The sequence below is a fragment of the Bacillus sp. FJAT-52991 genome (assembly GCF_037201805.1).
Classification (GTDB): domain Bacteria; phylum Bacillota; class Bacilli; order Bacillales; family Domibacillaceae; genus Bacillus_CE; species Bacillus_CE kandeliae.
This window is the reverse complement of record NZ_CP147404.1, coordinates 2994068-3019805: the sequence shown is the minus strand read 5'-3', so window position 1 is coordinate 3019805 and position 25738 is coordinate 2994068. Positions and strand designations below refer to the sequence as shown.

At 41.8% G+C, this 25738-nt stretch carries 27 protein-coding genes; 20 read left to right on the top strand and 7 right to left on the bottom strand.

Annotation, left to right across the window (positions count from 1 at the left end):
* Positions 1 to 24: 24 nt before the first annotated feature.
* The 3 genes from WDJ61_RS15570 to WDJ61_RS15560 form a co-directional block, all read right to left on the bottom strand.
* The gene (locus WDJ61_RS15570) at positions 25 to 624 is read right to left on the bottom strand and encodes a DUF2812 domain-containing protein (RefSeq protein ID WP_338751323.1); all 600 of its coding nucleotides are present in this window, start codon (positions 622 to 624) and stop codon (positions 25 to 27) included.
* Positions 611 to 934, bottom strand: a complete 324-nt coding sequence (locus tag WDJ61_RS15565; RefSeq protein WP_338751320.1) for a PadR family transcriptional regulator — start codon at positions 932 to 934, stop codon at positions 611 to 613. The genes WDJ61_RS15570 and WDJ61_RS15565 overlap by 14 nt, the downstream gene beginning before the upstream one ends.
* Positions 935 to 1069: 135 nt before the next feature.
* Positions 1070 to 3235, bottom strand: coding sequence for an MMPL family transporter (locus tag WDJ61_RS15560; protein ID WP_413789025.1), 2166 nt, complete (start codon positions 3233 to 3235; stop codon positions 1070 to 1072).
* A gap of 681 nt (positions 3236 to 3916) precedes the next feature.
* On the opposite strand from WDJ61_RS15560, the gene WDJ61_RS15555 reads away from it, so the two are divergent.
* The 6 genes from WDJ61_RS15555 (at position 3917) to WDJ61_RS15530 (ending at position 8448) form a co-directional block, all read left to right on the top strand.
* On the top strand, positions 3917 to 4357 hold the full coding sequence (locus tag WDJ61_RS15555; protein WP_338751318.1) for a MarR family winged helix-turn-helix transcriptional regulator: 441 nt from the start codon (positions 3917 to 3919) through the stop codon (positions 4355 to 4357).
* Between the two features lie 163 nt (positions 4358 to 4520).
* A complete protein-coding gene (locus WDJ61_RS15550) occupies positions 4521 to 5471 on the top strand; it encodes an ABC transporter permease (RefSeq protein ID WP_338751316.1) in 951 nt (316 codons plus the stop codon).
* Positions 5464 to 6414 (top strand): iron chelate uptake ABC transporter family permease subunit, encoded by a 951-nt coding sequence (locus WDJ61_RS15545; RefSeq protein ID WP_338751314.1) that lies wholly within the window; start codon positions 5464 to 5466, stop codon positions 6412 to 6414. Before WDJ61_RS15550 ends, WDJ61_RS15545 begins: the two co-directional genes overlap by 8 nt.
* Positions 6408 to 7166: an ABC transporter ATP-binding protein gene (locus tag WDJ61_RS15540; protein ID WP_338751312.1), complete on the top strand. Its 759-nt coding sequence runs from the start codon at positions 6408 to 6410 to the stop codon at positions 7164 to 7166. Before WDJ61_RS15545 ends, WDJ61_RS15540 begins: the two co-directional genes overlap by 7 nt.
* Positions 7167 to 7178: 12 nt before the next feature.
* The gene (locus WDJ61_RS15535) at positions 7179 to 8132 is read left to right on the top strand and encodes a siderophore ABC transporter substrate-binding protein (protein WP_338751310.1); all 954 of its coding nucleotides are present in this window, start codon (positions 7179 to 7181) and stop codon (positions 8130 to 8132) included.
* A gap of 160 nt (positions 8133 to 8292) precedes the next feature.
* Complete coding sequence (locus WDJ61_RS15530; protein WP_338751308.1) at positions 8293 to 8448, top strand: DUF1540 domain-containing protein; 156 nt, start codon at positions 8293 to 8295, stop codon at positions 8446 to 8448.
* A 472-nt stretch (positions 8449 to 8920) separates the two neighbouring features.
* On the opposite strand, the gene WDJ61_RS15525 is transcribed toward WDJ61_RS15530, so the two are convergent.
* From WDJ61_RS15525 to WDJ61_RS15510, 4 genes are all read right to left on the bottom strand, one after another.
* Positions 8921 to 10342, bottom strand: a complete 1422-nt coding sequence (locus WDJ61_RS15525) for a HAMP domain-containing sensor histidine kinase (protein WP_338751306.1) — start codon at positions 10340 to 10342, stop codon at positions 8921 to 8923.
* Positions 10326 to 11021, bottom strand: a complete 696-nt coding sequence (locus WDJ61_RS15520; protein ID WP_338751304.1) for a response regulator transcription factor — start codon at positions 11019 to 11021, stop codon at positions 10326 to 10328. The genes WDJ61_RS15525 and WDJ61_RS15520 overlap by 17 nt, the downstream gene beginning before the upstream one ends.
* 215 nt (positions 11022 to 11236) lie before the next feature.
* A complete protein-coding gene (locus WDJ61_RS15515) occupies positions 11237 to 11608 on the bottom strand; it encodes a hypothetical protein (protein WP_338751302.1) in 372 nt (123 codons plus the stop codon).
* Positions 11609 to 11785: 177 nt separating this feature from the next.
* On the bottom strand, positions 11786 to 13234 hold the full coding sequence (locus WDJ61_RS15510) for a catalase (protein WP_338751300.1): 1449 nt from the start codon (positions 13232 to 13234) through the stop codon (positions 11786 to 11788).
* A gap of 194 nt (positions 13235 to 13428) precedes the next feature.
* Between WDJ61_RS15510 and WDJ61_RS15505 the strand changes: the two genes are divergently transcribed.
* The 14 genes from WDJ61_RS15505 (at position 13429) to WDJ61_RS15440 (ending at position 25711) form a co-directional block, all read left to right on the top strand.
* Complete coding sequence (locus WDJ61_RS15505) at positions 13429 to 13575, top strand: hypothetical protein (protein ID WP_338751298.1); 147 nt, start codon at positions 13429 to 13431, stop codon at positions 13573 to 13575.
* 402 nt (positions 13576 to 13977) lie between these two features.
* Positions 13978 to 15486, top strand: coding sequence for a 4-hydroxyphenylacetate 3-hydroxylase family protein (locus WDJ61_RS15500; RefSeq protein WP_338751296.1), 1509 nt, complete (start codon positions 13978 to 13980; stop codon positions 15484 to 15486).
* 44 nt (positions 15487 to 15530) lie between these two features.
* Positions 15531 to 16007: a flavin reductase family protein gene (locus WDJ61_RS15495; RefSeq protein ID WP_338751294.1), complete on the top strand. Its 477-nt coding sequence runs from the start codon at positions 15531 to 15533 to the stop codon at positions 16005 to 16007.
* Between the two features lie 13 nt (positions 16008 to 16020).
* Positions 16021 to 16842, top strand: coding sequence for an FAD synthetase family protein (locus WDJ61_RS15490; RefSeq protein WP_338751292.1), 822 nt, complete (start codon positions 16021 to 16023; stop codon positions 16840 to 16842).
* Between the two features lie 15 nt (positions 16843 to 16857).
* Positions 16858 to 17286 carry a heme-binding protein gene (locus WDJ61_RS15485; RefSeq protein ID WP_338751290.1) on the top strand — a complete coding sequence of 143 codons (429 nt, stop codon included), beginning with the start codon at positions 16858 to 16860 and terminating at the stop codon, positions 17284 to 17286.
* Positions 17283 to 18197: a catechol 2,3-dioxygenase gene (locus WDJ61_RS15480; protein WP_338751288.1), complete on the top strand. Its 915-nt coding sequence runs from the start codon at positions 17283 to 17285 to the stop codon at positions 18195 to 18197. Before WDJ61_RS15485 ends, WDJ61_RS15480 begins: the two co-directional genes overlap by 4 nt.
* A 15-nt stretch (positions 18198 to 18212) precedes the next feature.
* Positions 18213 to 18977 (top strand): 2-keto-4-pentenoate hydratase, encoded by a 765-nt coding sequence (locus tag WDJ61_RS15475; RefSeq protein ID WP_338751286.1) that lies wholly within the window; start codon positions 18213 to 18215, stop codon positions 18975 to 18977.
* Positions 18978 to 18988: 11 nt separating this feature from the next.
* The gene (locus tag WDJ61_RS15470) at positions 18989 to 19870 is read left to right on the top strand and encodes an acetaldehyde dehydrogenase (acetylating) (protein ID WP_338751284.1); all 882 of its coding nucleotides are present in this window, start codon (positions 18989 to 18991) and stop codon (positions 19868 to 19870) included.
* Positions 19871 to 19882: 12 nt separating this feature from the next.
* Positions 19883 to 20893 carry a 4-hydroxy-2-oxovalerate aldolase gene (gene dmpG, locus WDJ61_RS15465; RefSeq protein ID WP_338751282.1) on the top strand — a complete coding sequence of 337 codons (1011 nt, stop codon included), beginning with the start codon at positions 19883 to 19885 and terminating at the stop codon, positions 20891 to 20893.
* A gap of 78 nt (positions 20894 to 20971) precedes the next feature.
* Positions 20972 to 21769: a 2-keto-4-pentenoate hydratase gene (locus tag WDJ61_RS15460; RefSeq protein ID WP_338751280.1), complete on the top strand. Its 798-nt coding sequence runs from the start codon at positions 20972 to 20974 to the stop codon at positions 21767 to 21769.
* A 6-nt stretch (positions 21770 to 21775) separates the two neighbouring features.
* A complete protein-coding gene (locus WDJ61_RS15455) occupies positions 21776 to 21979 on the top strand; it encodes a 2-hydroxymuconate tautomerase family protein (protein WP_338751278.1) in 204 nt (67 codons plus the stop codon).
* Complete coding sequence (locus WDJ61_RS15450) at positions 21980 to 23455, top strand: aldehyde dehydrogenase (RefSeq protein ID WP_338751276.1); 1476 nt, start codon at positions 21980 to 21982, stop codon at positions 23453 to 23455. It abuts the gene before it with no gap.
* Positions 23456 to 23570: 115 nt separating this feature from the next.
* Positions 23571 to 23831, top strand: a complete 261-nt coding sequence (locus WDJ61_RS15445; RefSeq protein ID WP_338751274.1) for a 2Fe-2S iron-sulfur cluster binding domain-containing protein — start codon at positions 23571 to 23573, stop codon at positions 23829 to 23831.
* Positions 23832 to 23860: 29 nt separating this feature from the next.
* Complete coding sequence (locus tag WDJ61_RS15440) at positions 23861 to 25711, top strand: XylR N-terminal domain-containing protein (RefSeq protein ID WP_338751271.1); 1851 nt, start codon at positions 23861 to 23863, stop codon at positions 25709 to 25711.
* Positions 25712 to 25738: the final 27 nt, after the last annotated feature.

Here is a 25738-nt window from a genome sequence, read left to right as displayed (position 1 = left end):
AACCAGCCCTTGGGCTGGTTTGTTTTATTCAGCAAATGCTTTTGCTTGTTTTTTACACTTTGTATATTTGATTGCAAAGAATAATGTCATGATGATTAACAGCCAAATAGAACCGAAACGCATGAAAGCAAAAGGAGTTTCAAATAAAAAGGATTGAACAAATTGGCTACCTTGTTTTTCCCATAATCCAGGTGTTAAGTAGGCATCTTTTGGATTCAAATAGATTAGTTTTCCATCTCCTGAAGGAATGAAGATCAACAATACGGCAAACATCATAAAGTAATAGCTAGCCATTCGCTGTAGCATCGCTCCCGTTGATGGTGCATCTGAGAACAATTCATCATGACCATCCTGTTCCTTGATCCAATAATGAACAGAACTAAATCTGCTACCGGCAACATGTTTCCAGCCAAACTCTTCATATAAATCGACGTATGTATTTAAATTTTCCTTTTTCATATATTTTTGAAAGTCTAATTTAATGACCTGATTCGTCTCTGTTGTTTTCTGGAATTGATAATAGCCTAAGGAACCTCTTTTCACCAATTCATAACCCTTGTTCAGTTGATCATTAAGCCAAGCCTCTTCTTTACGGATATCTAAAAACCATTTAAATGTCTTCATTTACATTTTCCCCTTTATAAACGCTGATGATATGTTGCATTCTTTGCATATCAAGCTTTAAAATTTCTCTCCCTGTACCAGTTAGAACATAGACTTTTCTTCGAGCCTCTTCGGTTTCGACACGTTCAATCAATTCATGCTTTATTAAATTGTCAATCGCACCGTATAAAGTTCCGGCTGCAATGCGTACCTCACCGTTACTCATTTCCTCTACCTTTTGCATAATGACATAGCCGTGTGCCGGTTCCTGTAATGCCAGCATAATGTAACTCATTGTTTCTGTTAATGGCAATAATTTATGTCTATTCATATTTTTCCCTCACTATATCGTTCAACTGTATAGTCTTATTTTATACAGTCAGACTATATATGTCAACTGTATAAACAAAAAAAGATCACCATCTACTTTTTGATAAGTGGATGATGATCTTTTTTTTGTTTTATATTATTGAGCTGGTCGAGTATCTTCTGTTTTTCTTTTCTTCTTCCCAAACGGATACCACCAATTCCAATCACCTAACAGCTTCATTAGGCTTGGAACGAGCAGCAAACGGATAATCGTCGCGTCAATCGCAATGGCAATGGCAATGCCGACGCCAATTTGTTTGACAGGGGCAACGCCAGTGAAAGCAAAGGCACCGGTGATGACAATCATAATGAGGGCAGCGGCAGTAATGACTTTACTTGTGTTCGCAAGTCCTTCTACTGTTGCCTCGGTATTATCCTCTGTTTTTAAATAGAACTCGCGAATACGTGAAATTAAAAACACTTCATAGTCCATGCTTAAGCCAAATACAAGGCTAAATACAAGCACTGGTACAATTAAGGCAAGATCCATTTCCGGCAATCCGAAGTGTCCTTCTTGAAAGATCCATACAAGAATTCCGAATGTGGATGTTAAACCAACGACATTCATGATGATCGCTTTTAACGGAATGATGATGGAGCGGAAAGCAAGCATTAAAATAATAAAGGTCGAGATTAAAATGATGGCGACCGCCAGTCCGATTTTGTCGTAAATTTCATCATAGATTTCTTGGTTAAACTTCGGCTGACCGCCAAATTGAATATCGACGGGCCAATCTTTTTCACTCCAAGTGCGAGCGAGCGTTTGCGCTTCATTTGAGCTCGCCTCAACATTGAGATGAACAGGGATCAGCAATTTTTCCCCTTGAACAAATGGTTCAATCGCTGGTTCAAGCTGCTTACGCATTTGCGGTTGTTCGAGTGCAGCCGCTAGTTTCGCGGGCTCTTCGATGTTACTTGCAGCAAATAATGTATCAATTTCAGTTACTTCTTTTTCACGGCTAAAAGAGTCTTGCAATTTTTTCATTTCTTGCAGCCCAGCTTCATTTAGCCAACCATCTGGACGCTCAGCTATTGCATAAATGGTACTTTTGTTTTCTTGCATAAAGGTCTCTTCAATTTTCTCATAAGCGATGCGCGACTCGAAATGTTTTGGCAACGAATCAGCGGTCGGAATCGCTAATTGCATATGCTGAACAGGCAGCATTCCGATGATTAAAATCGCTACTGCTACAAGTGTAATCAAAACAGGATGCTTCATCACAGCACCTGCAAATGTACGCCAACGAGCACGGCTATCGCGGTTGGTACGAACAATGCGCCACTTATGAATTCGATCACCAAGCACATACAGCATCGCCGGAAGCAAAGTTAATGATCCGAGCACAGCAATGGCAATCACTACCATGCCTCCGATCGCTACGTTTTTGAAAATGTCTATGTCAATGACAAGCATGGCTCCAAGTCCGATAAAGACACAAACTGCGGAAAAAATAATCGAGCGACCCGCTGTTTGAATCGTGGTGATGATGGCTTCAGCTTTTGCCTGCTTCTCTAGCTCTTCTTTATAACGATTAATGAATAATAGAGAAAAATCAATTGAAAGCGCCAGCCCAATCATCGGTGTAATATTTAAAATAAAAATCGATAAATTAATGTCTTTTCCGATAAATGTTAACAAACCGAAGCTAATAATAACGGTAATGGCGCCGATAATAAGCGGCAACAGAGAAGCTACAACGGTTCCAAAGGCAAACAGTAAAACGAGTAAAGCAACCGGAAGCCCAATTAATTCTGCTCGTTTTAAATCATCTTGACTGGCTTGATTAATATCTTCTGATAGAACAGGAGAGCCTGTTACCGTTACACCCGCCGTATCGTCAGTTATTTTTTTAACTTCTTGAATCGCATCCGACATATCTTCCTGCTTTTCATCAAAATGGAGGACGGCATAAGCCATATCCGATTTCATCAGTGCAGCGTCTTTTAACGGTGATTGGATCATCGTTGTAGTCGTTTGTTTATCAAGGGTAGTTAGTGTATCGTTGATGTTTGTTCGAAATTCAGCATCCGAATCGTTCGTTTGTTTCTCAAATAAAATTAGTAAAGTGGATTCTGGAAACTGAAACGTCTTAGTTAATTCCTTTTGGACTTGTTCAAAGTCTCCATCTGTCCTAAACCCATCGCCTTCAAGCAAAGAAGGCAGTTGAACAGCGAAATAACCCATCACTACGAAAAAAATGAGCCATAGCGCGAGCATCCATTTATGGGCGCGAACAAGGAAGGAAGCGATTTTGTTCATCATGAGATTCCTCCGATCTTCTTTCTAATCAAGTATTGTTTGATTTTCTTTGCTGATAAGCAAGAGTTCTTAGACTTTGCCAAGATTTCTTCCACCATAAACGGGACCTTCAGCTTTTCTAGTGTCTAGCTACAGGCCCCAGCGACTAGTGTACTTCCACAATCCTCCTTGCGATAAGTCAACATCGATTCACTGTCGTTCATCGTGTTGTCTAGCTCCGCCAACTAGCCGCTCGAGGTCATAAGACAAACCTCCTGCGGAAGGAAAAAAACACCTTCCTCCGAATGTTTGTCTTATGCTTGTCGCGGCTGAACGAGTTGGCTTCGCATTTCATTTTCCTTTATCTCGTACGGATTGCTCCAGTTCATACGTCGCTAAACGGGTCCTTCCGCTTTTCTTCTAATCATACGCCACTGTGTTTCTTTTGGAAAATATTAAGCTTCAATTATTTCCGAAAAAAAGAATAGTAACCAACTGTTGACATTGATAATTGTTATCATTTATAATGTTATTTGAGAATGAATTTCATTTATTTCGAAGGAGGAGGACAGAGGTGTTTCGTATAGATGAGTAATTTTGGTTAAATTTTGCATTTCTTATATTTTTTTCTTTTGTAGATACTTGCATAAACAAGTATATTTCTGTACAATGTGAGACGGATAGCTGTCAAAGGAGAAAGCGATGATGGAGAAGAAAGAGTATCGGTTAGAGGATTCTCTTGGCTACAAGCTTTTTCAGGCATCTCGTTTAATGACAAATAGGCTGAACCGTCACTTTAAAGAGAATGGTTTTTCGTTAACTCATGAGCAATGGCAAATTTTAAGCCGGCTGTATGAGAAGGACGGGCAAACGCAGCATGCATTGGCTATATTGAATGAAAGAGATGAGCCGAGTGTGTCGCGTCTAATTGATAATCTGATCAAGCGTGATTTAGTAGAACGTAGAGCCCATCCGAACGATCGCCGCATCAATTTAATTTATTTAACGGAGCATGGGCAACAGCTGAAACAGAGCTATACTATGCTGGCTAAGCAAACGATCGCTGAGGCTTCTTTTGAAGTCGATGCTGAAGAGTTTGCCATTTGTTTAAAGGTGCTAGATCAAGTAAGAGCCAACTTGAAATAATTTAAAAAAATGGAAAAAAGCCGAATCATTTTTCTGAGCAAATACTTGTTGCAACAAGTATTTGTGCCGAGAGGTGTTATTTTTTTATCCGTTATTGATAATGAATTTCATTTTCTTTTTTGAACAGCCAAAAAATCTCTGCAGGAGAGTCACTACAATTGTTATGAAAAAAAGATATTTAATCATCGCGCTTATTATTTTATCCATTGCTTCATTATTTATTGGAGTCACGAATATTTCTCCATTGGACTTATTCAATTTAACGAATGAACAGACGCTGATTTTTTGGAAAAGCCGTGTTCCGCGACTAGTGAGTATTATTATTGCTGGAATGAGCTTAAGTATTGCTGGGTTAATTATGCAGCAATTGAGTCGTAATAAATTTGTATCACCGACGACCGCTGGAACGATGGATTCTGCGAAACTAGGAATCTTAGTGTCCATGATCATCTTTACATCTGCTACTATGTTGGAAAAAATGATCGTTGCTTTCGTTTTTGCGATGGCTGGTACGTTTCTATTTATGAAAATACTAGACAAAATTAAGATGAAAGATGCGATTTTTATTCCGCTAGTTGGGTTAATGTTTGGGAGTATTATAGGATCGATTACGACGTTTTTTGCTTACAAGTATGGGTTGATTCAAAATATTTCTGCTTGGTTGCAAGGTGATTTTTCAATGGTGACATCTGGGCGATATGAATTACTGTACATAAGTATTCCGCTGTTAATTATCGCTTATATTTATGCTGATAAATTCACTCTAGCAGGAATGGGCGAGGAATTTGCGGTTAACCTTGGGTTGAATTATAAGCAGGCGGTGAATATCGGTCTGACCATTGTCGCCTTAATGACCACTTTAGTCGTTTTGACAGTCGGTATCATTCCATTTTTAGGATTGGTTGTTCCTAATATTGTCTCGATGTATCAAGGAGATCATTTGAAGAACAACTTAGCCCATACGGCATTGCTTGGTGCAGTGTTCGTTCTGTTTTGCGATATTCTTGGTCGAGTGATTATTTACCCATATGAGGTTCCGATTGGGTTGACAGTAGGCGTGATCGGTAGCGGTATTTTTATTTATATGCTGATGAGGAGAAAAGCTTATGAGTGAAAAAAAGAAATTACTAATCCTCGCGGTAACCGCGGTTGCATGCATTGTCGCCTTTTTGTTTACGGATCTTGGGTACAATTGGGATTACGCTTTACCGAAGCGAGGCTTGAAAGTTTTTGCGATTATATTGACTGGAGCGGCGATCGCCTTTGCTACGTTAATCTTTCAAACGATTACGAATAACCGAATTTTAACCCCAAGCATTCTAGGGCTAGATTCGTTATATATGCTCATTCAAACCGTTCTTATTTTTATGCTAGGTTCCACCAACTTGACGATTGTTAATAAGCAAGTGAACTTTATGATTTCAGTGGTGCTAATGATTGTCTTTTCAGGCATTCTGTACAAAATCTTGTTTAAAAAAGATGGAACCAATATTTATTTCTTGCTGTTGATCGGTTTAATTTTCGGTACATTCTTTGACAGCTTTTCTACGTTCATGCAAGTGCTCATTGATCCAAATGAGTATATGATGATCCAAGGAAAGATGTTTGCAAGCTTTAACAATGTGCAAACGGATGTACTAAAGTTAGCTGTCCTTTTAATTGTACTCGTTTCGGTGTATTTTGCCCGGTTTATGAAATATCTCGATGTGTTATCGCTGGGGAAAGAACATGCGATCAATCTTGGAGTGGATTATGATTATGTTGTTAAAAGGTTGCTTGTTGTCGTTGCGGTTTTAATTTCGGTGTCGACCGCGCTCGTCGGCCCTATTACGTTTTTAGGACTGCTCGTTGTGAACTTAGCGTATGAGATGTTTAAGACATATAAGCATTCTTACTTATTAGCAGGCTCGATCCTAATTAGTATTATTGCCCTTGTTGGCGGTCAATTCATTGTCGAGCGTGTCTTTCATTTTAGTACTACGTTAAGTGTCATCATTAACTTTATCGGCGGAGTTTATTTCATTTATTTACTATTAAAGGAGAATAAACAATGGTAGAAGTACAGGAAGTGTCCAAAGTATATGGAAGCAAAGCGGTGATTGATCAAGTATCTATCAATGTTCCTAAAGGAAAGATTACTTCTTTTATCGGGCCGAATGGTGCGGGAAAAAGTACGCTATTATCAATGATTAGCCGTCTGATTACAAAAGATGAGGGTGACATTTTCATTGATGGAGAAGAAGTGAGTCAATCCAAAAGTGAAGAACTGGCCAAAAAAATTGCGATTTTAAAGCAAACCAATCACTTAAATTTACGCCTAACTGTACGGGAACTCGTTTCCTTTGGTCGTTTTCCTTATTCGCAAGGAAAGTTAAAGAAAGAAGACTGGCAGCATGTCGATGAAGCGATTCGCTATATGGAACTTGAAGGCATGCAACATAAATATCTTGATCAATTAAGTGGAGGGCAACGTCAGCGTGCGTTTATCGCGATGGTCATTGCCCAAGATACGGAGTACATATTGCTTGATGAACCACTGAATAATCTTGATATGAAGCATTCTGTTCAAATCATGAAGGTGTTAAGACGATTGACGAATGAGTTAGGAAAAACCGTTGTCATTGTGATTCATGATATCAATTTTGCCTCTTGCTATTCTGACTATATCGTGGCCTTAAAGGATGGCAAAATTGCCAAGCAAGGATCGGTGGATGAGATGATGGACCAGCAAGTGTTAAAGGATATTTATGAAATGGATATGAAGATTCAAACCGTAAATGACTGTAGAATTTGCATATATTTTAAATAGGAGTGTAGACATATGTGGAAAAAATTATCTCTATTATTGATGACTATGCTGTTCGTTGTCGTCGCAGCAGCATGTAGTTCAGGAGCAAAAGAAGAAGAGAAAGAGAAGGAAGAACCAAAGAAAGAAGCAGAAACAATTACTGTTACGCATGAATTAGGTGAAACAGAAGTACCGAAAAATCCAGAGAAAGTGGCTGTATTTGATTACGGGACATTAAGCACGATGGACACACTAGATATTGAAGTAGCGGGACTTCCGAAAGACCCAGTGCCAAGCTACTTATCTAAATATGAAGATGAAAAATATGAAAACCTTGGTGGATTAAAAGAGCCAGATTTTGAAAAAATTCATGCTATGCAACCAGATTTAATTATTATTTCAGGCCGTCAAGCAGATATGTATGATCAATTTACTGAAATTGCACCAACTATTTACTTAGGTGTAGATGAATCAGACTACATGAATTCTTTCAAGAAGAATACAGAAATTGTCGGTGAAATTTTTGGTAAAGAAGACGAAGTGAAAACAGAGCTAGCGAAGATTGACAAAGATGTTCAAGCAGTAAAAGATCAAGCAACGAAGTCTGGAAAAACTGGTTTAATCGTATTAGCAAGTGAAGGAGAAATGAGTGCTTATGGCCCTGGTTCTCGCTTTGGTATCATCCACGATGCGTTAGGTGTGACACCTGTAGACAAAAATATTAAAGTTGACAATCATGGAGATAAAATCTCATTTGAATACATTGTAGAAAAAGATCCAGATTACTTATTCTTAGTCGACCGTGGAGCTGTCATCGGCGGAAAAGCTTCTGCTGAACAAGTGGTAGAAAACGACTTAATGAAAAACACAAAAGCAGTGAAAAATGATAACGTTGTTTACTTAGACGGAAACTACTGGTACCTATCTGGTGGCGGTTTAGGATCTGTATCTGCTATGGTGAAAGAAGTAGCAGAAGGATTGAAATAATAAAAAAAGAGGTGTTCCTGAAATTCGGGAACGCCTCTTTTTCTGTTTTTAGTGCGCTGTGGATTTTCTGGCCGTCGCGCGATTCTCCCGGCTTCTTCAAACAACGAAGTATTAGTTCACCAAAAAAAGGACAGTCTAAGCGTAAAGGGGGTGGAATACTTTGGCGAAAGATGTTCTATGTGAAGTAAATAACTGTACGTACTGGGCGAATGGCAATAAATGTGCAGCAGATGCTATTTATGTCGTGAGTCATAAAGGCAAACAAGCCTCCGACACAACAGAAACCGACTGTAAAACATTCGAACCACAAGCATAAGAAAAGCGGAGCCGACTGACCTGGGGCGACAAGCAAATGACAGAATGACGAAATGGCGTTCTTCAGCCATACAGTCAGACTGGCATTTGACTCGAGCCCCAAGGAGTCGAAGCTGGACAGTAGAAAAGCGAAAGGCGCTGTTCAGCGACGTATGGACTGGACCGCTCCGCACGAGATAAAGGAAACACGATGAACGATAGTGAATCGATGTTGACTTATCGCAAGGAGGAGAGGGGAAGTCAACTAGTCGTTAGCGCCTGTAGCTAGATCAAGAAAAGCGGAAGGCGCTAGTACCTACATCCGAACCAAAAACCAGTTACCGACCGGTGACTGGTTTTTGGTTTTTATCCCGCATTAACGGGCTGCAGGATGCAGGTTACAAAGGCGTTGCAACAGGACGTTGCGACTTTAGCCTTTGTTCTTCTTTTATCAGTGGGGGATGAAGAAAACCCCCACTGATTGAAGTTTCACTTTATTCGTCAGCCAGTGGCAATTGTATAAGAAACGTTGTGCCTAAGCTGGAGCTTTCCTTTAAGATTAAATCGCCATCAAGGGTGTTTGCCAACAGTTTGCTGAAGGGAAGACCGAGACCGAGGCCGCGCACTTTATATTTTTTATTATCGCCTCGGTAAAACCTTTCAAAAATGAGTTCTTGTTCTGCTTCAGGGATGCCTGAACCATTATCTTTGACTTCAATAAAAAGCATGTGACCTTCTTGCTCTGTCAATGTGATTTCAATTCGGCCCTCTGTTTCTACGGCATGTTTAGCATTGTTCAGTAAATTGATGATAATTTGTTGCAGTCGAACAGAGTCGGTATAGATGACGCGATCTTGTTGTAGCCGGGTTAAATCGAGCGTCAGATGTTCTAATTCTTGCCCGATTTTCCATTGATGGACAACATCGGTCATGAGTTCATTGACAGAATGTTCTTCTATCGTTACAGGAAGTGCGTTGGCCGTAAAGGAATTAAATTCGAGCAAATCATTGATCATTTTTTGCATTTTAGCTGTTTCCTTTAAGGATACGTCTAAAAACTCTTCTGCTTCATCGCCTGTAACAACGCCATCCTTTACTGCTTGAATCAAGCCACTAATGGAAGTGACAGGGGTCTTTAATTCATGGGTGACTCCAGCTAAAAGTTCGGCTCTTAAAGCCTCTAGCTGCTGAAGCTTTTGTGCCATTTCTTTAAATGAGTAGACTAAATCATATACTTCTTGCTCTTTCGTATGCTCAGGGAGACGCACGTTGTAATTTCCTTCTTGAATTTGCTTGGCAGCTTCCGCTACTTGACTAATCGGTTTTGACAGCCTGCGGGACAAAATATAGATAGCCGCCCAACCAAATAACCCAAGACTGACAATTAAAATGGCTAATAACCGGTACTCTTCAGTTACATTGCCGACCTCGTTTTCCGACTGTAACATAACGACCCATCCAAATACGACATCATCCACTTTAATTGGCTTCTTAATTAACCAAACGCGAGCGTCATCCGTACCTGTTGGATACTTCAACACATCTTTATCTTCTTTGAGAAGAGAGCGCGGGAAGCTTTCTAAACTGTATGGACCACTTGATTGATTAGTTGACAGTACACGACCGGTAGCGTCCGTAATATAAATGGCTGGTGGACGTTCGGACTGTAGAAATTTGTCGCGATTTTTTAATGTATTTTTATTAATGGAAGGAGCGTCCTTCCCCTGTTGGCTACCCGCAATGCGATTGGCCAGTTCCTCGGCAATGAACTCTGATATTTCTAAACGATTATCTATAATGGTATGTTGAATCCAAGCAACAGAAAGGACAGTGACCACAATTAAGCCGAGGACTAATGTGGCTACGTAGCGGGTCGTCCAATATTTAAGTAAAGAAATTCTATTCGTCTTTTTCATAAATACAAAATTGATACCCCAATCCTCGCAATGTTTTAATTTCTCCTTCTGATTTCGGCCAGTCCTGTAATGATTTTCTAAGCCGTTTAATGGAGAGATCAACCGCTCGATCACTGCCATCATAATCCTGTCCCCATACATGCTCAATTAGTTGCTCGCGAGTAAAGGTGCGATTTGGTTGAGATGCAAGGAAGAACAACACTGATAAATCGCGTGGAGGCAGTGAGATTTCTTCCTCCTTAATTGTCACTCGATGAGCTGTGCGGTCGATGGTTAAACACCCATAGCTTGTTACAGAAGAAGGAGGAGTATCTTCGCCTGTTCTTCTTAAGACAGCTTTTACTCGTGCAACGACTTCTTCTCCGTTAAAGGGCTTTGTAATATAATCATCGGCGCCACCGTTTAAGCCGGACAGTCGGTAATTGACATCGCCAAGAGCCGTTAACATGATGACGGGACAAGAGCTGGACTCTCGAATCGTTTTTAACACGGTCCATCCGTCCGCTTTTGGCATCATCACATCGAGTAAAACGAGTGCCGGTTGCTCCGTTTGGAACAGCTCGATCGCTTTTTCTCCATCAAATGCTTGTGTGACTTGAAAACCGCCTTTGTGCAAATAAGCCTTTAATACTTGGCTGATTGCCGGTTCATCTTCTGCTAATAAAATCGTTGCTACCATCAGCCTCACTCCTTTTTTCTTTATTGTATAGTTTTGTTAAACAATGATGTGGATTTTGAGTGTTTTTGACTCATTCATGCAAAATGGCTATTTTGCACGCTTTCAGCGGACGCTGAAAGTGAATGAAACGAAAGTCAATACTACACGTTAATACAGCCTATTATATAAAAAAACATAAAGAAGCTGCCAATAAGACAGCTTCTAAAAAACACCACTTAGCGCTGAGCTTTTGCTTGTTGCTGCGCTTGGCGAACTTCTTTCATTAATGTTTGATAATCTTTATTTTTATGAGAAATACCGTACTCTTCCGCTTGCTTTTTTAATTTCGCTTCGCGGACTTCTTTCGCTACGGTTTCAAAGTCTTTCCCGTTATGTTCAATCCTAAATTCCTCGGCTTGTTCACGGATGATCTCTGAAAAATCTCTAATTTTTTTAATTTGTAATCCTTCCTTATACTTCAAAGAAGAAGCCTCCGTCTTAGTTACGGTAGTCGCTGGTCCTTCTGCCGCTGCAACTGTATGTGCTGATCCTAAAATGCTAATGGAAAGGGCTCCGCTCATTACATAAGACATCGTTTTTTTCTTCATTTATTATTCCTCCTATATCGGATAAGCAGAAATCTTTACCTGATAATTATACTCTATAGGAACAATGTGTCAGTAGAATGTCAAAAAAGAAAAAAATTATTAAATTTTTATCGAAACGTTTTAAAAAAGTTTACAATTTAAAAGGCAGAGGAACTTTTCTTCCCCTGCCTCTAGCCATTATTTTTGAATAGCAAGTTCTACTTTTGCTTGTTCAGCTAATGTTTTTCCTAGTTGCTCATCTGCTTGATAAAAATGAGAAATTACGCGCGCTACGATGTCGCGATTCTTAATTTGCTTGAAGTCATTGAGAATATTTTTAATGAGAGCCTGTTTAGTTGCTTCGTCATAGCTACGATAAATGCGGCCTGCTTGCCCAAAATGATTCGTTTTCTCAATCGCTTGTCGCCCAGCCATTCCTTCCATCGGTTGAAGCGGCTCTTGATACTGGCTGACTTCTTTCGGTGTTTCTTCATAACTATTTGGCTCATAATTAATTCGACTTGTTTGCTGTTTCATGGGCATATAGCCGTCACGTTGATAATTATGAACTTCCTTTTTCGGAGAGTTGATATTTAATTGCAAATAGTTAGCTCCTAATCTGTGACGTTGCGTATCAGAATAGGAGAATAGACGACCTTGTAACAATTTATCCTCAGAAGGCAGCATTCCCGGTACAAGGACACCTGGATTAAAGCTGACAGATTCGACTTCAGAGAAGAAATTCTCTGGATTTCTGTTCAATGTCATTGTCCCAACTAGCTCCCATGAAATATCTTCCTCTAACCAATCTTTTGTCGCATCTAGTGGATCGAAGTCAAACTTATCCATATCAGCAGGGTCTAGCACTTGCACATATAAATCCCACTCTGGGTAATTGCCACTTTCAATCGCTTCATATAAGTCGCGAGTAGCATGGTTAAAGTCTTCTCCTTGAATTTTCGCTGCTTCTTCAATCGAAAGGTTTTTAATACCTTCCTTTGGCTGCCAACGCAATTTGACATAAACGGTTTTTCCTTCTTCATTAAACCATTTGAACGAATGAACACTTGATCCACGCATATGGCGGTAGCTTGCTGGAATGCCTTCGTCTGTGAATAGGTGAAGAAGCATATTCGTTGTTTCTGGTGATAGTGACATAAAGTCCCAATAACGTTCAGGATGTTGAATATTTGTGACAGGGTCTGGCTTCAAGGAGTGGATGACATCCGGGAATTTAATCGCATCACGAATAAAGAAGATAGGAAGATTATTCCCAACAAAATCGTAGTTTCCTTCTTCTGTATAAAATTTAACAGAGAATCCACGCGGGTCACGAGCCGTTTCAGGTGAATGCTGTCCATGAATGACAGTGGAAAAGCGGGCAAATACAGGCGTCTCTAATCCTTCTTCTTGTAAAAATGCTGCACGTGTATATTTTTTCATGCTATTTTTCACCACAAAGACCCCGTGTGCACCTGCACCTCTTGCGTGAACGACCCGCTCAGGAATACGTTCGCGGTCAAAGTGAGCTAATTTTTCAATTAATTGATAGTCTTCTAATAAAGTAGAGCCTCGGCGTCCGGCCGTTTTGGAGTTTTGATTATCTGCTACAGGGACCCCTTGATTTGTCGTAAAATCTCTCTTCATTAACAATCACTCCTTTTTAATAATAATTATAATTTAATATTTTTTATCATATAAGTCAAATGAAAAATAAAATTTTATGAATTGTTACAAAAAAAGGAAGTTTGAGTATGAATTCTTGGAAGATTCCTAACTTTGTTGTATGATATAGCTGTTAGTAAAGTGAAATAAATAAACCAATGATCGAGGTAGTTAAAATGGTGCAAGAACAGAAGCAGTTATTGTTGCTCATGCAAGAAGCAATTAAAGAAGGGCATCGAGACGACAGCAAAGTAGAACAAGTTATGCACGTCATTATAGAAAGAATGCAAGAAATGTATAAAGATGAAATACATAGACTTTAAAAGTAGCGGCCAATGGGCCGTTTTTTTTTGTGTTTAATAGAGATGGATCAGTATCTTTGTCGAAATTTATCGATTTGCAAATGGGTTTAATCAGTTTTTACCCAACTTTGTCGGTCTATAAACAAATTTATCCCGCATTAACGGGCTGCAAGACCCCAACCTCAACATGGCAGAAGAAGCGCAGATATGTAGGGGGGATGAAGAAAACCCCCACTGATTGAAGTTTCACTTTATCAGCACTCACTAGGCCTCTAACACATAATGGCTAAAAACTTCTTTTTTTCTAACAGTTCATGTCATTGTCTCTTTCTTTTCCAGAAAGTAAGATATTACTCAAGAAATATTATTAGATATTTCAAAATAATCAATAATGTAAGGGTTTACAAAAAAGGAGTGAAAATGATGTTAAATGGTCAGGAGTATTTAGAGAGCTTGAATGATGGCAGGGCTGTGTATTTGAATGGGGAGAGAATTGCTGATGTGACGGAGCATCCGGCTTATCGAAATTCAGCACGTTCGATTGCTCGCATGTATGATGCTCTTCATGATCCGGAGATGGGGAAGATTTTGACGACGGAGACGGAATATGGTGACCGAACGCATAAGTTCTTCAAGACGCCAAAAAGTGCGCAAGATTTATTGGAATCAAGGGATGCGATCGCTCAATGGGCTAGATTGAGCTACGGATTTATGGGACGCACCCCTGATTACAAGGCATCGTTCACTGCTCATTTAGATGCTTACTCCACATATTACCAAGGATTCGAGAATAGCGCAAAGACTTGGTACAAAAAAACGACGAAAGATGTGCCCTTTGTCAATCACACGATTATTAATCCACAAGTCGATCGCTCGAAGCCATTGCATGAAAATAAGGATGTCTTTGTTCGTGCGGTGAAGGAACGGGATGATGGAATTGTCGTGAGCGGAGCGAAAATGGTTGGAACCGCGGCGGCGCTGACGCATTATAATTTCGTTTCAAACTATGGACCAATGGATTTAGGAGATGGGGATCAAAGTCATGCCCTGATCTTCTTTGTGCCGATGAATGCTCCTGGAGTGAAAATGATTAGCCGTCAATCGTATGAATTACAGGCAGCAACAACAGGTTCACCTTACGATTATCCGTTATCAAGTCGCTTTGATGAGAATGATGCGGTGATTGTGCTTGATGATGTCTTTATTCCGTGGGAAGACGTTTTGGCGTATAAAAACATCGATATTACGAATAACTTTTTCGTTCAGACAGGATTTTTTAACCGCTTTACATTCCACGGCTGTACTCGATTTGCAGTCAAGCTCGATTTCATGGCCGGCTTGTTATTAAAAGCAACGGAAGCATCAGGAACGAAGCAATTTAGAGGAGTTCAGGCCAATATTGGCGAGGTGCTTGCGCTTCGAAATATGTTCTGGGGGCTGACAACAGCGATGGCGACAGATCCGGAGTTTGGTCAAAATGGTGTCGCGATTCCAAATGGCTTCTATGCGAATTCCTATCGTGTATTGGCACCGATGACGTGGGTGCGAGTGAAAAATATTTTTGAACAAGTGGTCGCAGGCGGATTAATCCAGCTGCCATCGAGTGCGAAAGATTTCTTAAGTCCAGAGCTTCGTCCTTACCTAGATAAATATTATTGCGGCTCAGGTATTAATGCCGAAGAACGTGTGAAATTGATGAAAATGATTTGGGATGCGATTGGCACCGAGTTTGGTGGCCGTCATGAGTTGTATGAAGTGAACTATGCTGGGAATCATGAAAACATTCGTTTAGAAGCGTTGAAACACGCCGAAGGAACAGGGGCAGCGAATCAATTTAAATCATTTGTTGATAGTGCATTGGCTGATTATGACTTACATGGCTGGACCAATTCTGTTTGGAAAGAGACAGATCAAAAAGTGCCAGTGAAATAAACTTATTTTTTCCTATATGAACAGTGTAGAAGGAGGGAACGAACGTGGATGATCGGCAATTTCGAAATACGATGGGCAAGTTTGCCACGGGTGTGAATGTGATTTTAACAGAAATAGATGGAGATGTGCATGGCATGACAGCGAATGCGTTTATGTCTGTGTCACTTGATCCGAAGCTTGTCGTCATTTCTATCGGTGAGAGAGCACAAATGCTCGAAAAAATTAAAAACAGTCAGAAGTTTACGGTGAATATATTAGCGGCTGATCAACAGGAGCTTTCAATGATCTTTGCCGGCCAGATTAAGGAAAAGCAAGAGGTGGCGTTCGATCGTCTCGCTGGGCAGCCGGTGCTTGCCGGAAGTGTGGCACAAATTACATGTGAAGTGGCGGCAGAACATGTGGAAGGGGATCATACGTTATTTATTGGAAAAGCGACGGCCGTTGAAATAGAAGAAAGAGATCCGCTTATTTATTTTAGCAGCCGCTACCGTTCATTGTTGGAGGAAGTGTCAACCACTTAAAGGAGGGAGCCGCTTGAAAGCCATTGAATTGGAGCCACGAAAACTAAGGGAGCTGCAACGACAACCAGAGCCTTGCGTCGTTGCTCTCGGATTTTTTGATGGCGTTCATCTTGGTCATCGCCAAGTGATTAGTGAAGCAAGAAAAATCGCTCGCGAAAAGGGTGTATTGCTTGCTGTGATGACTTTTTTTCCACATCCGAAAACGGTGTTATCGAAAGGGAAACAGGAAGTAGATTATTTAATGCCGGTCACGGAAAAGCAACGAATTTTTGAAGAACTTGGGGTGGACCTTTGTTACATTGTTCCTTTTGATCCGGCGTTTGCTACCTTGACGCCAGAGAGGTTTGTGAAGAAATATTTGCTTGATCTTGGGGCTGTTCATGCCGTGGCAGGCTTCGATTATGCTTATGGCTGCCGTGGCGAAGGGCATATGGACCGGATGAAAATGGATTCTGGCGGCCTTCTTGAAGTGACGAAAGTGGAAAAAGTCGTGTGTCATGGAGAGAAAATTAGTTCCACTTTGATTCGTGAGAAAATCCGTACAGGAGCAGTCGAAGAGATTTCTGCTTGCTTGGGAGAAGCGTACCGTGTGGAAGGTCGAGTTGTTGGGACCGTTATTTTGATGAAGTCTTACTATATGCTTCCTTCCCCTGGGCGATATGAGGTAACTATCCACAGTAAAAAAGGAGAATTGTTGACAGAGGCTATTGTGACGAAAGAGTCAGGTCAAATTTTTTTGCCAGATGTGGAAAAGTCGGATTTGATGCCAAGAGAGTATGTCTCAGTCGAATGGCAACGCTGCTTGTTTAGGGAGAGGGAGGAACTACTTGTTTAGTAAGGAGGCATAAAGATGTTTCTTGAGCAAAAAACAATATCTAGAGAACTAGCGACTAGAATGCTAGAAGCAGCTGTGGATAAAGCAGAAGAGCTTCGGGTCGCTGTCAACGTGGCAATTGTGGATAACGGCGGACATTTAATCGCTTTTACGAGAATGGATCACGCTCCGTTGTTGAGTGTGGATATTGCGCAGAACAAAGCGTATACGGCTGCAGCATTCGGTTTGCCTACTCATGAATGGTACGAATTGATTAAAGATGAACCATCGTTAAAATCAGGCATCGTTCATACAAATCGGCTGACTGTGTTTGGGGGAGGGTATCCTGTTCGTTGTGGCGACGAGCTGGCTGGAGGCATTGGTGTAAGCGGTGGAACACTGGAAGAAGATCAAGCATGCTGTGAGGCAGCTTTATTACAAATTAAGGAGGAGGTTAACAAATGAGTGGCATTATGCGGATTGGACGATTGGAACTGCGAGTGATGGATTTAGAGGAGTCAGTGAAATATTATACCAACATTATCGGCTTGCAAGAAACGGGACGCGATGGCGACCGAGTCTATTTAAAGGCATGGGATGAGTACGATCATCACAGCATTATTTTACAAAAATCAGATTCAGCTGGCATGGATCATATGGCATTTAAAGTAAAGGATGTTCATGAATTAGAGAAGCTGGAATTTAAAATTGAGCAATTTGGCTGCAAACTGACGCGGATAGCGGACAAAAGTCGACTGGCGGAAGGACAAGCAATTCGCTTTGAAATTCCGACAGGTCATATGGTTGAGCTGTATACCGAGATCGAACAAGTCGGTACAGGAACAGGGATCATCAATCCTCATCCTTGGCCAGATGGATTAAAAGGGATCGCCCCTCATCGTCTCGATCATGCGCTACTAACAGGTGATGATTTAGAATCGGTGACGCGCTTTTTTACTGAAGTGCTTGATTTTCACCAAACGGAGAAGATCGTCACTGTTGATGGAGAAGTGATGCTTGGCAGCTTCTTAGCGGCGACGAATAAAGCGCATGATATCGCTTTTGTGAAAGGACCAGATGCGAAGTTCCATCATGCTGGATTTTATGTGGATAACTGGTATGAAGTGTTGAAAGCCGCTGATATTTTAACAAAAAATGAAGTGCCGGTGGAGGTGACACCTACTCGTCACGGCATTACTCGCGGGCAGACGGTTTATTTCTTCGATCCTTCAGGCAACCGCAATGAAGCATTTGCGAGTGGTTATGTATCTTACTCAGATTTTCCAACGATTACTTGGACAGAGGATAAAATCGGTACTGGTATTTTTTATCATCGTCGTGAAATGCTGGAGTCTTTCTCTAAGGCATTGACTTAAAAAGGAGGAAAAGGAATGACGATTCAAGAACGAGCAATCGCGCTGCTTGAGGCAGAAAAGACGAGGCAGCCGATCAACCCATTTTCAAAGATGACAGTGGAGGAAGCCTATCACACGCAATTAGAGCAAATTCGCCAAAAGGTTGAGGCAGGAGCGAAAGTAGTTGGGAAAAAAATTGGTTTAACAAGCAAGGTGATGCAGGAGATGTTTCAAGTAGATGAACCGGATTACGGCCATTTACTGGATACGATGATGCATCTTGATGGAGCTGAAGTGTCAATGGACAATTTTATTCAGCCAAAGCTGGAATTTGAAATTGCATTTGTGCTGAAAAAGGATTTAAAAGGTCCAGGAGTGACGATGCTCGATGTCGTTGAAGCCACCGATTATATTGTGCCAGCGATCGAGATCATTGATAGCCGGATTAAAGATTGGAAGATTCGCTTTGAAGATACAGTGGCAGACAATGGTTCCTCCGCTGGTGCGATCATTGGCGGCAAGCCAACAAAGCTTGATCAAGTAAATATCTCCCACATCGGGATGGCTGTTTATAAAAATGGTGCTTATTCCGATTCCGCGGCTGGGGCAGCGGTGATGGGAAATCCGGCGCGAGCGGTAGCATGGCTAGCGAATGCCCTTGGTGAATATGATATTTCGCTTCATGCTGGTGAAGTAATTCTTTCAGGCGCTTTATCTAAAGCCGTTCCTGTAGAAAGCGGCGACCAATGGACCGTTGAATTTGACCATATCGGCTCGACGTCGGTCACATTTAAATCATAGGGGGTGCAAGGGTGGGAACATGCAAAGTAGGCATTATCGGTTCTGGAAATATTGGAACCGATTTGATGTATAAAATCGAGAGAAGTCGTTATTTAGATATGAGTGTCATGGTCGGGATCGATCCCGAATCAGAAGGGTTAAAACGAGCACGTGAGCGAGGCTATGAAACGATTGATTCAGGGATTGAAGGATTGCTAGAAAGATTGGAATTGGTCGACATTGTGTTTGACGCAACAACCGCCAAAGCGCATAAAGTTCATAGTGAAAAGCTGATTGCTTTAGGGAAAAAAGTCATTGATTTAACGCCGGCAGCAATTGGTCCATTCACTGTACCACCAGTGAATCTTCAGGCACATCTTTCTGAACCAAATGTCAACATGGTCACTTGCGGTGGGCAAGCCACGATTCCGATTGTGTCAGCGATTGGCCGAGCTGTACCGGTGGATTATGCAGAAATCGTGGCGACGGTGGCGAGTAAAAGTGCTGGCCCTGGGACAAGAGCCAATATTGATGAATTTACAAGAACGACATCCAAAGCGATTGAACAAGTAGGAGGAGCAAAAAAGGGGAAAGCGATTATTATTTTAAATCCGGCGGAACCACCAATTATTATGCGGGATACGATTCATGCATTAGTGGCGGAAGAAGGAAAAGAAGCGGAAATTATTGTGTCCATTGAACAGATGGTGCAGACGGTACAGCAATATGTCCCCGGTTATCGCATGCGTGGTAAGCCGCAAATCGAGGGCAAAAAGGTTACTGTTTTTATCGAAGTCGAAGGAGCAGGTGATTTCTTCCCTCCTTATTCAGGAAACTTGGATATTATGACAGCGGCAGCCGCCAAAGTGGGCGATGAGGTCGCGAAGCAATTGATGGCTGCCACGCTTAAGTAGAGGAGGAGAATGATGGAAAAACGAGACATCGAAATCGTAGACGTAACGCTTAGGGATGGAAGTCATGCGATGAGGCATGCTTTTACCGAAAAACAGGTGAGAGAGACAGCAAGAGGACTCGATCAAGCAGGCATTCGCTACTTTGAAGTGTCACATGGAGATGGATTAGGTGGTTCCTCCTTGCAGTACGGATTTTCTAAAGTAGATGAGCTAAAGCTGATTGAAGCAGCGGCTGATGAGTGTCAGCAAGCACAAGTGTCTGTCCTACTTTTACCGGGGATTGGATTAAAGGAGGATTTGCAGGAGGCCGTTAAAGCAGGGGCAAAAATGGTCCGTGTTGCCACGCATGTGACGGAAGCGGATGTCGCTCATCAGCACATTAGCCTCGGTCGTGAACTTGGGTTAAAAACGGTCGGGTTCTTGATGATGGCACATATGGCGCCTGTTGAGAAGCTCGTCGAACAAGCGAAATTATTCGAAAGCTATGGCGCAGAAATTGTGTACGCAACGGATTCTGCTGGTGCTCTCCTTCCGCATGAAGTGAAAGAGAGAGTCAGTGCTTTAAGAGACGCCCTTCAATGTGATATCGGATTCCATGGACATAATAATTTATCGATGGCGATGGCTAACACTGTCGCCGCAGTGGAAGCTGGTGCCACCTATGTAGATGGCAGTTTGTGCTGTCTCGGGGCAGGCAGCGGCAATACACAAACAGAAGTGATGGCAGCGGTGTTTGATCGAATGAATATTGAAACAGGGGTCGATCTTTACAAGGTGATGGATGTCGCCAATGGAGTGGTTGCTCCCTTTATGCCTCGTCCACAAGAAATTACTGGCTCAAGCTTAATTATGGGCTACTCCGGTGTGTACTCTAGTTTTCTACTGCACACCAATGAAGCCGCACGCAAATTCAACGTCGATGAACGAGATATTTTAGTAGAGTTAGGCCGCATGCAAGCGATTGGCGGACAAGAAGACTTAATCTACGACATTGCCGCTCAAATCGCTGCGGCTAAAGGATAAAAAGAATGGACACAAAAAAGGCGGTGTGAGCGAAGTGCCCTTTGCACAGCTTCGTCCCTTAACGAGAGGTGAAAATAGATGAAATCAGTGACAGCTGAATGGATGGATCAAGTAGCGGAAGAATTATTTGAGGCGGAAAGACAAGCGCAAGAAGTCGATAAGATGACTGCTCGTTTCCCACAGTTACAAGCTGAAAATGCCTACGAGATTCAAAGAAAGCTAATCAAAATCAAGGAGGAAAGAGAACAAACGAGACGTTCCGGATATAAATTAGGCTTAACAAGTCGGGCGAAGCAGGAAATGATGGGCGTCCATGAACCTACATATGGCGTCCTATTAGAGAATATGCAGCTATTTGAAGGAGAGCAAGTATCGATTATCCCGTTTATTCACGCCAAAATCGAGCCGGAAATTGCTTTTGTTTTTGATAAAGAAGTAAAGGGGCCGGCTATTACAACGGCGGCAATTTTAGATGCGACAGCTTATATTGCCCCAGCGATGGAAGTCATTGATAGCCGTTATCGTAATTTTAATTTTACACTGGCCGATGTGATTGCTGATAATTCTTCCTCTTCTCGCTATATTTTCGGTGAAAAGCTTTATCGCACGAATGAAGTAGATTTGCGTTTAATGGGGATGGTGTTTAAGAAAAATGGAGAAATCGAGTCGACAAGTGCAGGAGCTTCTGTGATGGGGCATCCAGCGCGAGCGGTGGCTTGGATGGCCAATAAATTAACAGCCACCGGTCAATCGATTCAGCCAGGAGATGTCGTGTTGTCGGGTGCGTTAGCTGGAGCTGTGACGATTGCCCCAGGCGATCATTTTTCCGTTCAATTCGATGGAATTGGATCATTGGATATTACATTTAAGGAGTGAGAAGCGATGCCATTCATTCAAGTGAACATCTTGCAAGGCCGACCTTCCGAAAAAAAGGAACAGCTGATTGAAGAATTGACATGGAAGGTGGCGGAGGTTCTTGAATGCCCACAGGAAACGATTCGCGTGATGATTAACGAAATGCCGCCGGAGCATTGGGGTATCGCCGGTGAATCGGTGAAAAAGCGACGAGTAAAGGAGGAAAAATAGATGGAGAATGTGCAAACGAAAGTGAAGGAAATTAAGCTATTCATTGATGGGGAGTATGTGGAATCAGGGAGCGGTTCCCTTTTTGAAGTAAAAAATCCAGCGACGCAGCAAGTAATCGCTCGCGTACATGAAGCAACGAAGGAAGATGTTGATCGTGCATGTCGCGCCGCTCGCCGTGCTTTTGAAGAAGGACCATGGCGGACGATGCCACTGGCTGAACGCTGTACGAAAATTCGTCGGATGGCTGAAATTATTTTAGAAAGAAAAGAAGAATTGGCTCGTTTAGAAGCGTTAGATGTCGGCAAGCCTTATCCAGTTGCGTTAGAAAGAGAAATTCCGCGTGCGGCTCATAATCTTAGTTTTTTCGCTGATTTCATGGAGCAGCAAGGCGGCGAAGTGTATCCGATGGGAGAAGAATATTTGAATTATACGCGCTATGAACCGGTAGGAGTTGCGGCACTGGTTACGCCATGGAACTTGCCGTTTATGTTAACCACTTGGAAGCTTGGTCCATGTCTCGCTGCCGGCAATACAGCGGTGATCAAACCAGCGGAAATTACGCCAATGACTGTTTCGCTTCTTGGGGAAATTGCCAAAGAAGCGGGCATTCCAGATGGAGTGATCAATGTCGTTCAAGGTTTTGGCCCAGGCTCGGCTGGTGAATTTATGACGACGCACCCGGAAGTCGATCTTATCTCTTTTACTGGGGAAACAGCCACCGGAAAAGCCATTATGAAAAATGGAGCGGATTCATTGAAGAAGGTTGCTTTCGAGCTTGGTGGAAAAGCGGCGAATATCGTCTTTGAAGACGCCGATTTAGACAAAGCAATTCCGGTGTCTATTCAAGCCGCTTTTTTAAATTCTGGGCAAGTTTGTCTTGCTGGATCGAGAATTCTTGTGCAACGTTCGATTTTCAAAGAGTTTGTTGCTCGTTTTAAAGAAGCTGCTCTTGCATTAAAAGTAGGTGATCCTCAAGAGGCAACGACGAATATGGGACCAGTTGTGAGCGAAGAGCATTATCGTAAAGTGACGAGCTATCTTGACATTGCCAAGGCAGAAAATGCGGAGCTTGTTTGTGGGGGAGCGCGTCCTGAACTGCCAGACTATTTAAAGGATGGTTATTATTTAGAGCCGACCGTCTATATTCAAGAAAATCCACAAGCACGCATTTGTCAGGAGGAGATTTTCGGACCGATCGTCACGCTCATTCCATTTGATACAGAAGAGGAAGCTCTTGAGATTGCGAATAATACCGATTACGGATTAAACGGTGTTGTTTGGACCGATAATTTACAGCGAGCTCATCGAATTTCCCATCATGTCCGAGCAGGAACAATTTGGGTGAATTGCTGGTTTGTCCGTGATTTACGTGCTCCATTTGGAGGGTTTAAAAAGAGTGGGATCGGTCGCGAAGGTGGTCATCATAGTCTGGAGTTTTTTTCGGAAGCGAAGAATATTTGCATTGCTTTGAAATGATAAAAAGGATGAGTAAAGTGATGAACCATCACTTTACTCATTTCCTATTTTTCGAAAGATTGGATTATACGTGAATATTTCTGAATAATCAGTTAAAATTAAGGGGTGAAGAATTTTGAAAGCGTTTACTAAAAATTTCATTGTTCAGTCTAGTGACACAGAATCTTTATTAAAGGCGGCTTTGAAGCAGCAAGTGAACATTCCTTATGCCTGCACAAAGGGGGGATGTGGAATGTGTAAGGTGAAAATAATAACGGGGCAATTTCGCCTAGGGCTATGTTCAAAGCGTACCTTAACTGATGAGGAGCGAGAAGCGGGATATGTGCTTGCGTGTCAAACGTATCCTGAAAGCAACACGACAATCATCCTTGCCTGAAAATTTGAAGAAGAAAAGGTGAGAACATGATGGAGACAGAACAATCCTTTTTAAAACAATTAAACATCACGTGTAGGGATGGAATGGTGTATGCAGATGATGCCCGTTCCATTCTTATTTCTATTGAAGCGTTCGGTACACTTAGAAGAGATTTAATCAAAAACATTGGTCTCGATCGAATGAAAGCATTCTTTTTCCGTTATGGCTGGCAAATTGGTTGGCAGGATGGTGAAAAAGCAATCGCCGCTGCTTTTGAGACGTTGGAGGAGCAAGTGAAATATGGTCCTGTCCTTCATTCCTTGAAGGGGCATGTGCAAGCCTCGATGGATCGCATTATGATTGATGAGCAAGAAGGAAAAGTACATCAGTTTAATATGGAAGGTGTTTGGCGACATTCGTATGAAGCCGTAGAGCATATCACTCATTTAGGCTTGTCGGATGTGCCCGTATGCTTCACGTTAACTGGTTATGCGAGCGGGTATGTCACGCGTCTAGTCGGAGAAACAGTCATTTTTAAGGAAACACAATGTATCGGCACAGGAGCCAAAGAATGTCGCTGGGTGGGCAAGCTGGCCTCGGAATGGGGAGAGGAAGCGGCCGAGCAAATCGGATATTGTCAGGAGCAACCGATTTTGCGAGAGCTAGAGGTCGCTAATGAAAAGCTGTTAGAAGAGAAAAATAATTTGGCAAAAGTGATGCTCATTCATAAAATGCTGACAGAAGAAATTATTAAAGGCAATCATCTGGATTCGATTGCTCAAGTGATGTATGAACAAATCGGAATCCCTGTGTTAATCGAAAACATTCATCATCAACCGTTCGCTTATCAAGGAATTGAAGAAGAGCGATTGCAGCAGGTACAAAAAGAATTAATCGATCGAGCGATTTTATTAGAGAAAACGAAATGGCTTCAAACAGCGAGTTGCTACCGCCTTATGTCTCCCGTGTTTTTACAAGGAAAGAAAGTAGGGTACTGTTCTTTCTTTTTAGAAGAAAATCAGGTCGCTAATCCTGAGATCTTGACGATGTTTATTGAACGAATGTGTTCTGTTTGTTCATTATTATTGCTCAACGAAAAAACAAAATTTGAATCGACAGAACGAATGAAGGGGCGTTTTTTAGATGAGATTTTGAGTGGAAAGTATGTAGATGAGCACGAAATTTTTAAACGGGCTAGCTTAATTTCGCTTGATTTATCTCAATCTTATTATTTCATCGTTGTTCAATATCAATTGGCTTCTAAGGATATCAAAAAAGAACTTGCCTTCTACGAACAAATGCTTGAAACAACGGCTAGCTTTTTCAAGAAAGCAGGCTTGAATGCCCTCGTTGGTCAGCGTGATTCGGCAATTATCGTATTTGTGTCTGAGCCGTGTGGCGAGGTATCGGATCTTTGCCACGCTTTTTTAAAGGAATTATCGAATCGCTGTTTTAAAGTAGAATGTCAAGCGGGGATTAGCTTGAAAAATGACCACATCCTTCATGCACAAGAAGCCTATGAAGAATCGTTAACGGCGCTACGAATGACGTCTCGACAAATGCCGGTCGTTCACTTTGAATCCCTTGGGATCGTCGGCATTTTAATTAATACCAACAACGAAGCAGCGGTCGAGAAAATTGCGAAATATACGCTTGGAAAATTATATGATACACTGGATGAGAAAAAAGTAGAGTTATTACACACTTTGTATATATTTTTGCTCAATGGCGGAAATTTGGAGGCAACGGCGGACAAGCTTGCTCTGTCTGTGAGTGGTTTGCGTTACCGAATGAACAAAATTGATCAAATGCTAGATGGTAGCCTGCGGGACCCAGAAGCGAATTTTCAGCTTCTGCTTTCCTTGAAATCTCTCAAATCAATTGGCAAACTCGATTTGTGAGGGCAGGTGAATAAGGAGGAAAAATGA

Bases quoted from the DNA above. Each gene is read 5' to 3' on its own strand.
- WDJ61_RS15455 (WP_338751278.1), top strand. From the start codon at position 21,776: ATGCCATTCATTCAAGTGAACATCTTGCAAGGCCGACCTTCCGAAAAA.
- WDJ61_RS15560 (WP_413789025.1), bottom strand. From the start codon at position 3,235: ATGATGAACAAAATCGCTTCCTTCCTTGTTCGCGCCCATAAATGGATG.
- WDJ61_RS15535 (WP_338751310.1), top strand. From the start codon at position 7,179: ATGTGGAAAAAATTATCTCTATTATTGATGACTATGCTGTTCGTTGTC.
- WDJ61_RS15500 (WP_338751296.1), top strand. From the start codon at position 13,978: ATGTTAAATGGTCAGGAGTATTTAGAGAGCTTGAATGATGGCAGGGCT.
- WDJ61_RS15525 (WP_338751306.1), bottom strand. From the start codon at position 10,342: ATGAAAAAGACGAATAGAATTTCTTTACTTAAATATTGGACGACCCGC.
- WDJ61_RS15485 (WP_338751290.1), top strand. From the start codon at position 16,858: ATGTTTCTTGAGCAAAAAACAATATCTAGAGAACTAGCGACTAGAATG.
- WDJ61_RS15515 (WP_338751302.1), bottom strand. From the start codon at position 11,608: ATGAAGAAAAAAACGATGTCTTATGTAATGAGCGGAGCCCTTTCCATT.
- WDJ61_RS15440 (WP_338751271.1), top strand. From the start codon at position 23,861: ATGGAGACAGAACAATCCTTTTTAAAACAATTAAACATCACGTGTAGG.
- WDJ61_RS15475 (WP_338751286.1), top strand. From the start codon at position 18,213: ATGACGATTCAAGAACGAGCAATCGCGCTGCTTGAGGCAGAAAAGACG.
- WDJ61_RS15570 (WP_338751323.1), bottom strand. From the start codon at position 624: ATGAAGACATTTAAATGGTTTTTAGATATCCGTAAAGAAGAGGCTTGG.
- WDJ61_RS15510 (WP_338751300.1), bottom strand. From the start codon at position 13,234: ATGAAGAGAGATTTTACGACAAATCAAGGGGTCCCTGTAGCAGATAAT.
- WDJ61_RS15450 (WP_338751276.1), top strand. From the start codon at position 21,980: ATGGAGAATGTGCAAACGAAAGTGAAGGAAATTAAGCTATTCATTGAT.
- WDJ61_RS15550 (WP_338751316.1), top strand. From the start codon at position 4,521: ATGAAAAAAAGATATTTAATCATCGCGCTTATTATTTTATCCATTGCT.
- WDJ61_RS15460 (WP_338751280.1), top strand. From the start codon at position 20,972: ATGAAATCAGTGACAGCTGAATGGATGGATCAAGTAGCGGAAGAATTA.
- dmpG (WP_338751282.1), top strand. From the start codon at position 19,883: ATGGAAAAACGAGACATCGAAATCGTAGACGTAACGCTTAGGGATGGA.
- WDJ61_RS15480 (WP_338751288.1), top strand. From the start codon at position 17,283: ATGAGTGGCATTATGCGGATTGGACGATTGGAACTGCGAGTGATGGAT.
- WDJ61_RS15555 (WP_338751318.1), top strand. From the start codon at position 3,917: ATGGAGAAGAAAGAGTATCGGTTAGAGGATTCTCTTGGCTACAAGCTT.
- WDJ61_RS15520 (WP_338751304.1), bottom strand. From the start codon at position 11,021: ATGGTAGCAACGATTTTATTAGCAGAAGATGAACCGGCAATCAGCCAA.
- WDJ61_RS15540 (WP_338751312.1), top strand. From the start codon at position 6,408: ATGGTAGAAGTACAGGAAGTGTCCAAAGTATATGGAAGCAAAGCGGTG.
- WDJ61_RS15545 (WP_338751314.1), top strand. From the start codon at position 5,464: ATGAGTGAAAAAAAGAAATTACTAATCCTCGCGGTAACCGCGGTTGCA.
- WDJ61_RS15505 (WP_338751298.1), top strand. From the start codon at position 13,429: ATGGTGCAAGAACAGAAGCAGTTATTGTTGCTCATGCAAGAAGCAATT.
- WDJ61_RS15565 (WP_338751320.1), bottom strand. From the start codon at position 934: ATGAATAGACATAAATTATTGCCATTAACAGAAACAATGAGTTACATT.